We start from the raw sequence: 6,538 nt of genomic DNA on the forward strand, positions 1-6,538 counted from the left end.
GGCCCCTCAGGCCTTCTGCTTGGACTCCTTGGTCGGCTCCGGCGGGTCCGGCAGCTCGTCGGCCATGGTGGCGTTGCGCTGCCCCATCGGGACCGGCTCGCCCTCGGTGGTGTCCTCGGCCGTCTGGTGCTCGGCCTCGGAGTTGATCTCCGCGCCGAACAGCACCAGGTAGCAGGTGAGGTACAGCCACAGCATCAGGACGATGACGCCGGCGATGGTGCCGTAGGTCTTGTCGTAGGACCCGAAGGCGTCGACGTAGAAGCTGAAGCCCAGGCTGACCAGCGCCCAGATGACCGTGACGACGATCGCGCCCAGGCTGACCCACTTCAGCTGCGGGGCGTCGCGGTCGGGTGCCACCCGGTAGAGCACCGCCAGCGAGCCGGCGAAGACGCCGAGCAGCAGCACCCAGCGCACCACCTGCGCCAGGACCGTGCCGACGACGCCCAGTGGCAGCGCGTCGAGCAGCGCCGGCACCACGGCGACCAGCGTGAAGGTGATCAGGATGAACAGGATCGCGCCGAGGGTCAGCCCCAGGGCCATCGCCTTGCGCTTGACGAAGGAGCGGGTCTCGACCTCGTCGTAGGCGATGTTGACCGCCGAGATCACGTTGCCGGTACCGCCCGAGGCCGACCACAGGGCGGCCAGCACGGAGACCGCCAGCGACAGGGACAGGGCGCCGCCGCTGTTCTCGGTGATCGCGGTGAGCTGGGTGCCGATGAGGCTCGCCGCGTCCTCGGGGAGCTGGGCCGACAGGTCCTCGACCTGCTGGGCGACGGTCTCCGGCGAGGCGACCAGGCCGTAGATGGAGATCGTCGCGATCAGCGCGGGGAAGATCGCGAGGAACGCGAAGAACGCGACGCCGCCGGCGATGATCGGCATGTTGTCGGCGTTGTGCTCGGCCCACGCCCGCTTGACGATCTGCTTCCAGCCGCGCGCCGGGATCTGCGTCGGCTTCTCGGCGTGCACGCCGGGCAGGTCGGCGTGGGTGGGGCCGCCGGGCGGGACCCTGCCGGGGTCGGCCGGTCCCTCACCGCGGGCGGCCCGCTCCTCCGCCTCCCGGGCGGCCGCCCGGCGGGCCGCCTTCTCCTCCACCCGCTGCCGGATGCGGTCGACGGCGCTGTCGCGCTGCCTGGTCCCGGCCATGCCCGGTCCTCCCGTCCGTGTCCTCGGTCGATGTCCCGTCAGTCGCCCGGCCAGGTGCCGGTCAGCTTGGTGAAGCCACGCGCGCCGAGCCGGTCGATCGTGGCCTTGGTCGCGGCGAAGATGGCGCCCTGGATGGCCGCGGCCAGCACGACCTCGCGCATGCGGTACTCGCTCTGCAGCGCGTCGGGGGCGTCCTCCTCGCCGGAGACCCGCTTCCAGACCTGCTTGAAGATCGCCCCGGAGACGACGCCGGCGAGGAGACCGGCGCCCAGGCCCACGGGGCGGTAGACCAGCTTCGCGCTCTTCTGGCTCACCTGCGCACCTTCCCCTTCGCGACCCCGCTCTTGGCGAGGGCCTTGCCCGTGGCCTTCCCCGTCGCCTTGCCCTTGGCCTTCGTGGCGACGGCCTTCTGCGCGACGGCCTTCTTGGCGGCGCTCTGCGCCAGCGCCCGGCGCCGGGCGTCCCGGGCGACGGCGCGCTGTGCCCGCTTGGCCTCCCGGGTGGCCTGCGCGCGGGCCCGCCGGGCGTCCGCTCGCGCCTGCGCCAGTGCGGCACCGGTCGCGGTGGAGGCGGCCGCGGCACGGCGGCGCCTGCGCCGGCGGCGCCACGCGACCAGGCCGACCAGGCCCGCGAGCGCGGCACCGGCGCCGATGACGGCGGGCGGGCTCTCGCGGTAGGTCTCGACCGCGGTGTCCTTGGCGCGGGCCGCCCCCTCCTTGGCGCGGGCGGGGACGTCGAGGCGGGCACTGAGCTCGTCGACGGTGCGGCCCAGCTGCTCGCGGGTCGCCTCGATCTCGGCCTTGATGGCGTCGGGATCGGTCGGACCGGCGGAGTCGGACCCGTCGGGACGGGAGCTGCCGGACGCGGTGCTCATCGGCGCGCACTCTCCTTGACGGTCGCGATGTCGGCCTTGGTGCTGGCGATGGCCTCGGTGGGCACCGGTGGGGTGCCCTGCTGCACGTCCTTCTTGCCGACCAGCGCCAGCACGCCCGCGACGGCGAACAGCACGACGGCGACGACGAGCGCGGCGAGCCAGGCCGGCATGACCACGTCGAGGGCGAGGACGGCGGTGGCGACGAGCACGCACAGGCCCAGGAAGCCGAACAGGCCCGCGCCGCCGAACAGGCCGGCGCCCACACCCAGGCGCTTGGCCTTCTGGGTCATCTCGGCCTGCGCCAGCCGGGCCTCGTCGCGCACCAGGCGCGACACCTGCTCGGTCAGCTGGCTGATCAGCTGGCCGGTCGAGGCGTCCTCGGTCGTCGGGGGCGGAGGGGTGGCGCGCGAGGCGCCCCCCGCGGACGGCACGGTCATCGGTCCTCCGGTGGGCAGCGGTCGTCGGACCTCCCATGCCCCTGCCGGTCGCTCCCGACACCCACCCGCCGATCACACCGCGGACACGGTCCTGCGTCACTAGCCTCGGGCCATGACCTGGACCTGGCGGCTCGAGGATGCCGACGGCGCGACCATCGACCCCGCCGCGCTGGGCGTCGAGGTGCCCGGCTCGGACAACCAGGGCGACGCGGAGTCGTGGCTGGGGGAGAACTGGCGTGACCTGCTGGCCCGGGGGGTGGCCACGGTGAGCCTGTTCGACGGCGACCGGAAGGCCTACGGCCCGATGGGCCTCGCCCCGGCCTGAACCTCGACTCGACGTCGAGGGTCAGACCGGGGGCGGCCGGTTCAGCCTCGGGAGGTCTTCGCGGGGTCCCGCTCGACGACGTCGCCGAGGACCTCGTCGATCCGCTCGAGGACGTGGTCCTCGAGCCGGACGCCGGCGGCCTTCACGTTGTCGTGCACCTGCTCGGGGCGGGTCGCGCCGATGATCGCCGCGGCGACGTTCTCGTTCTGCAGCACCCAGGCGACGGCGAGCTGGGCCATCGACAGCCCCAGGTCGTCGGCGACCGACCGCAGGTCCTGCACCCGGGTGAGGACGTCGTCGGTCATGAACTGCCGGATGAACCGGCCGGCCTCCGGGTCGGTGGCGCGGCTGCCCGCGGGCGGCTGCTCGCCGGGGCGGTACTTGCCGGTGAGCACGCCCTGCGCGAGTGGGGACCACACGATCTGCGAGATCCCCTCGCGCTGGGAGGTCGGGACGACCTCCTCCTCGATGACCCGCCACAGCATCGAGTACTGCGGCTGGTTGCTGATCAGCTGGACGCCGAGGTCGCGCGCGAGCGCCGCGCCGGCGGCGATCTCCTCGGCCCGCCACTCCGAGACCCCGATGTAGAGGACCTTGCCCGCGCGCACCAGGTCGGCGAAGGCGGTCATCGTCTCCTCCAGGGGCACCGTCTCGTCGTAGCGGTGCGCCTGGTAGAGGTCGATGTGGTCGATCTGCAGCCGCCGCAGCGAGGCCTCGCAGCTCTCCTGGATGTGCTTGCGGCTCAGCCCGCGGTCGTTGGGGCCCGGGCCGGTGGGCCAGTAGACCTTCGTGAAGATCTCCAGGCCCTCGCGGCGCTGGCCGGCCAGGGCGCGGCCGAGCACCGCCTCGGCGCGGGTGCCGGCATAGACGTCGGCGGTGTCGAAGGTGGTGATGCCGGCGTCGAGGGCGGCGCGCACGCAGGCCTGCGCGGCGTCCTCCTCGACCTGGCCCCCGTGGGTGAGCCAGTTGCCGTAGGCGATTTCGGAGATGGTCAGGCCGGAACGGCCGAGGCGTCGGTACTCCACGTGGCCCGACGCTAGCCCCGGCCCGCCGCGGTCACCCGCTCAGGGCCCGGCCAGCCGCCCCGCCAGCCAGCCGGCGGCCGCGGCGGCCCGCTCGGGCCCGGCCACGGCGTGCACCAGCAGCACGCCGTCGAGGGCCGCGAGCAGGCCCGCGGCGGCGGCCGCCCGCTCCTCGTCGGCGACGTCCAGGCGCGGCCCGACCCAGGCCAGCCAGTCCTCGGCGACCCGGCGCGCGAGGTCCGCGAAGGGCTGCCGTCCGCGGGCGGCCAGCCCGGACACCTCCAGGTACAGCCGGACGTGGGCGTCGGCGCCGGAGTCCTGCAGCGACGTCCACAGCACCGGCAGCAGGCGGCCGGGCGGGACGGCGTCGCCGGGCAGCGCGGCGGCCAGGCCGGCCTGCAGCTGCCGGCCCACCTCGTCGAGCACCGCGGACAGGAGGCTCTCCCGGGTGCCGAAGTAGTACAGCAGCATCCGGTCGCTGGTCCCGAGGGCCGCGGCCAGCGGCCGCAGCGACAGGGTGGCGACCCCCTCGCGGAGGACGTGGTCGACGGCCCCGGCCAGGTAGGTCTCCCGCTGCCGCGTCTCCCTTGCCGCACTCATGTAGCAGACGCTACATTGCTCGGTGTGTAGCGACTGCTACACACGACCGCGATGGAGGAGGCAGCGGTGCACGAGACGACGGTGACGACCCGGGTCGGGCCGGTGCGGGTGCGGCAGACGGCGGCGGACGGGGGACCGGTGGTCCTCCTGGTGCACGGGCTGCTGCTGGACGGCCGGTTGTGGGACGGCGTGGTCGACCGGCTGGGGCCGGACGTCCGGGTCGTGGTCCCCGACCTGCCCCTGGGCGCCCATCCCCGGGCGGTGCCCGACCGGTCGGCGCTGACGCCCGAGCACCTCGCCGGTGCGCTGCTCGACGTCCTCGACGGGGTGGGCGCCGGCTCCGCGGTGCTGGTCGGCAACGACAGCGGGGGAGCGCTCGCCCAGCTGGCCGCCGCGGCCGCACCCGGGCGCGTGGCGGGACTGGTGCTGGCCGGCTGTGACGCGTTCGAGCACTTCCCGCCGCCGCTGCTGCGCCCGCTGCCGCGCGCGGTCCGCGTGCCGGGCGTCCCGGCGGCGTTCGTGCGCGTCCTCGCCGTCCCCCGGCTCCTGGCCGACCCCGGGCCGCTGAACCTGTTCACCGTCCGCGGCCTCGGCCGGCCGCTGGTCGCCGACCTGCTGCGGCCGGCGCGCACCGACGCCGCCGTGCGGGCCGACCTGACGGCCCTCGTCGCCTCGATCCGGCCCCGGCCCCTGCTCGACGCCGTCCCCGCGCTGGGCCGGCTCGGGGTGCCCGCCGCCGTCGTCTGGGGTCGCCGGGACCGGGTCTTCCCGGTGCGCGACGCCGAGCGCTTGGCCCGGCTGCTGGCGACCGAGGTCACCTGGCTGGACGACGCGCTGACGTTCGTGCCCTGGGACCGGCCCGACGCCGTCGCCGAGGCGGTGCGGCGCGTGGTGGGCGCCGCGGTGCCCTGAGCCTCAGACCTCGGCGCCGAGGGCGACCTCGGGCTTGGGGAAGCGCCACCGGCGGATCATCGTGGCCCGGCTGATCCCGTACCAGCGCAGGCTCCGCATCTTGTGCGGCTGGTCGGGGAAGCGCTCGCGCACGGTCCGCGAGATCCGCCGTCCCAGGAACACCGAGTCGACGATGATCACCAGGAAGAACAGGAACCAGAGCAGGACGGTGTAGTTCTGCACCGCCGGGTTCGGGATGAAGTAGCCCACCAGGACGAGCGCGGCGACCGGCAGGAAGTAGCTGCCGGCGTTGCGGCGGGCGTCGACGAGGTCCCGGACCAGCTTGCGGACCGGACCGCGGTCGCGCGCCGGCAGGTAGGCGTCGTCGCCGCGGGCCATCCCGGCCCGGGTCTGCACCCGGCGCTGCGCCTGCTGCTCGCGCATCCGCCGGTAGGCCTCCTTGCGGGTGGTGGGAGGCGGCGGCGGCGGGCCGGGACGGCGTCCCTGGGCCTCGGTGCGCTTGGGCGTGGGCCGGCCCTTGCCGCCGGACTTGACCAGCTGCGTCTCGGTCACGTCGGCGGCGGTCTCCGGGGCGGTGGAGGCACGATCCCGGCGCCCGGGCAGGCGGAGCTTCACGGTCGTGCAGTCTACGTGCGTCCGCGCGAGGGACTGACCGTCGCGACCGCGCGCCGTACAGTGGGAAGAGGGCCCGCCACGGCGGTGTTGACCCGCGGCAGGGAGTGCCGCAACGGACCCCTCGGATGTGGGAGGACAACGACATGACGGTGCAGGACACCGAGACCACCGGCAGCACCGGCGTGCTGCTCAGCGACCCGGCGGCCGCCAAGGTCAAGGCGCTGCTGGACCAGGAGGGCCGCGACGACCTGCGCCTGCGCATCGCCGTCCAGCCCGGTGGCTGCTCCGGCCTGCGCTACCAGCTCTTCTTCGACGAGCGGTTCCTCGACGGCGACCAGACCTACGAGTTCGGTGGCGTCGAGGTCATCGTCGACCGGATGAGCGGCCCGTACCTGGGCGGCGCGGTGATCGACTTCGTCGACACCATCGAGAAGCAGGGCTTCACGATCGACAACCCCAACGCGCAGGGCTCCTGCGCCTGCGGCGACTCGTTCCACTGACGGAAGGACCCCTCTGCCCCCGGGACACGCTCCGCGAGCCCCGGGACCCTGCAGAGGGGCCGTTCCAGTCCGTCACCAGAACGGCGCCCGTCCCCTCGAGGGGACGGGCG

10 protein-coding genes are annotated in these 6,538 nt (G+C 74.5%); 3 read left to right on the plus strand and 7 right to left on the minus strand.

Annotated features, from left to right (window positions below; all coding sequences use genetic code 11):
• Window positions 1-6 precede the first annotated feature (6 nt).
• The 4 genes from ACI78U_RS11740 to ACI78U_RS11755 are packed head-to-tail and all read right to left on the minus strand — an operon-like array spanning window position 7 to window position 2,454.
• Window positions 7-1,143 carry a YihY/virulence factor BrkB family protein gene (locus tag ACI78U_RS11740; RefSeq protein WP_456875491.1) on the minus strand — a complete coding sequence of 379 codons (1,137 nt, stop codon included), beginning with the start codon at window positions 1,141-1,143 and terminating at the stop codon, window positions 7-9.
• A gap of 38 nt (window positions 1,144-1,181) precedes the next feature.
• A complete protein-coding gene (locus tag ACI78U_RS11745) occupies window positions 1,182-1,457 on the minus strand; it encodes a DUF4235 domain-containing protein (protein WP_456875492.1) in 276 nt (91 codons plus the stop codon).
• A complete protein-coding gene (locus tag ACI78U_RS11750; RefSeq protein WP_456875493.1) occupies window positions 1,454-2,017 on the minus strand; it encodes a DUF3618 domain-containing protein in 564 nt (187 codons plus the stop codon). Before ACI78U_RS11750 ends, ACI78U_RS11745 begins: the two co-directional genes overlap by 4 nt.
• Window positions 2,014-2,454, minus strand: a complete 441-nt coding sequence (locus tag ACI78U_RS11755; RefSeq protein ID WP_456875494.1) for a phage holin family protein — start codon at window positions 2,452-2,454, stop codon at window positions 2,014-2,016. Before ACI78U_RS11755 ends, ACI78U_RS11750 begins: the two co-directional genes overlap by 4 nt.
• Window positions 2,455-2,566: 112 nt before the next feature.
• Here ACI78U_RS11755 and ACI78U_RS11760 point away from each other — a divergent pair, with 112 nt between their 5' ends.
• Window positions 2,567-2,779: a hypothetical protein gene (locus ACI78U_RS11760; protein WP_456875495.1), complete on the plus strand. Its 213-nt coding sequence runs from the start codon at window positions 2,567-2,569 to the stop codon at window positions 2,777-2,779.
• Between the two features lie 41 nt (window positions 2,780-2,820).
• Here ACI78U_RS11760 and ACI78U_RS11765 read toward each other — a convergent pair whose 3' ends face one another.
• Window positions 2,821-3,804 (minus strand): aldo/keto reductase family protein, encoded by a 984-nt coding sequence (locus ACI78U_RS11765; protein WP_456875496.1) that lies wholly within the window; start codon window positions 3,802-3,804, stop codon window positions 2,821-2,823.
• A gap of 39 nt (window positions 3,805-3,843) precedes the next feature.
• Window positions 3,844-4,401: a TetR/AcrR family transcriptional regulator gene (locus ACI78U_RS11770; protein ID WP_456875497.1), complete on the minus strand. Its 558-nt coding sequence runs from the start codon at window positions 4,399-4,401 to the stop codon at window positions 3,844-3,846.
• Between the two features lie 66 nt (window positions 4,402-4,467).
• On the opposite strand from ACI78U_RS11770, the gene ACI78U_RS11775 reads away from it, so the two are divergent.
• On the plus strand, window positions 4,468-5,313 hold the full coding sequence (locus tag ACI78U_RS11775; protein WP_456875498.1) for an alpha/beta fold hydrolase: 846 nt from the start codon (window positions 4,468-4,470) through the stop codon (window positions 5,311-5,313).
• Between the two features lie 3 nt (window positions 5,314-5,316).
• Here the strand turns inward: ACI78U_RS11775 and ACI78U_RS11780 are convergent, their stop codons facing one another.
• Window positions 5,317-5,928, minus strand: coding sequence for a DUF3043 domain-containing protein (locus ACI78U_RS11780; RefSeq protein ID WP_456875499.1), 612 nt, complete (start codon window positions 5,926-5,928; stop codon window positions 5,317-5,319).
• 143 nt (window positions 5,929-6,071) lie between these two features.
• Between ACI78U_RS11780 and ACI78U_RS11785 the strand changes: the two genes are divergently transcribed.
• Window positions 6,072-6,428, plus strand: a complete 357-nt coding sequence (locus ACI78U_RS11785) for a HesB/IscA family protein (protein WP_456875500.1) — start codon at window positions 6,072-6,074, stop codon at window positions 6,426-6,428.
• The last annotated feature ends 110 nt before the right edge of the window (window positions 6,429-6,538 follow it).

The organism is Geodermatophilus sp. SYSU D00710, from assembly GCF_054050195.1.

What these genes read in the sequence shown, in the direction of transcription:
- ACI78U_RS11740 (WP_456875491.1), bottom strand. Translation starts at nt 1,143, where the DNA reads ATGGCCGGGACCAGGCAGCGCGACAGCGCCGTCGACCGCATCCGGCAG.
- ACI78U_RS11750 (WP_456875493.1), bottom strand. Translation starts at nt 2,017, where the DNA reads ATGAGCACCGCGTCCGGCAGCTCCCGTCCCGACGGGTCCGACTCCGCC.
- ACI78U_RS11755 (WP_456875494.1), bottom strand. Translation starts at nt 2,454, where the DNA reads ATGACCGTGCCGTCCGCGGGGGGCGCCTCGCGCGCCACCCCTCCGCCC.
- ACI78U_RS11760 (WP_456875495.1), top strand. Translation starts at nt 2,567, where the DNA reads ATGACCTGGACCTGGCGGCTCGAGGATGCCGACGGCGCGACCATCGAC.
- ACI78U_RS11770 (WP_456875497.1), bottom strand. Translation starts at nt 4,401, where the DNA reads ATGAGTGCGGCAAGGGAGACGCGGCAGCGGGAGACCTACCTGGCCGGG.
- ACI78U_RS11785 (WP_456875500.1), top strand. Translation starts at nt 6,072, where the DNA reads ATGACGGTGCAGGACACCGAGACCACCGGCAGCACCGGCGTGCTGCTC.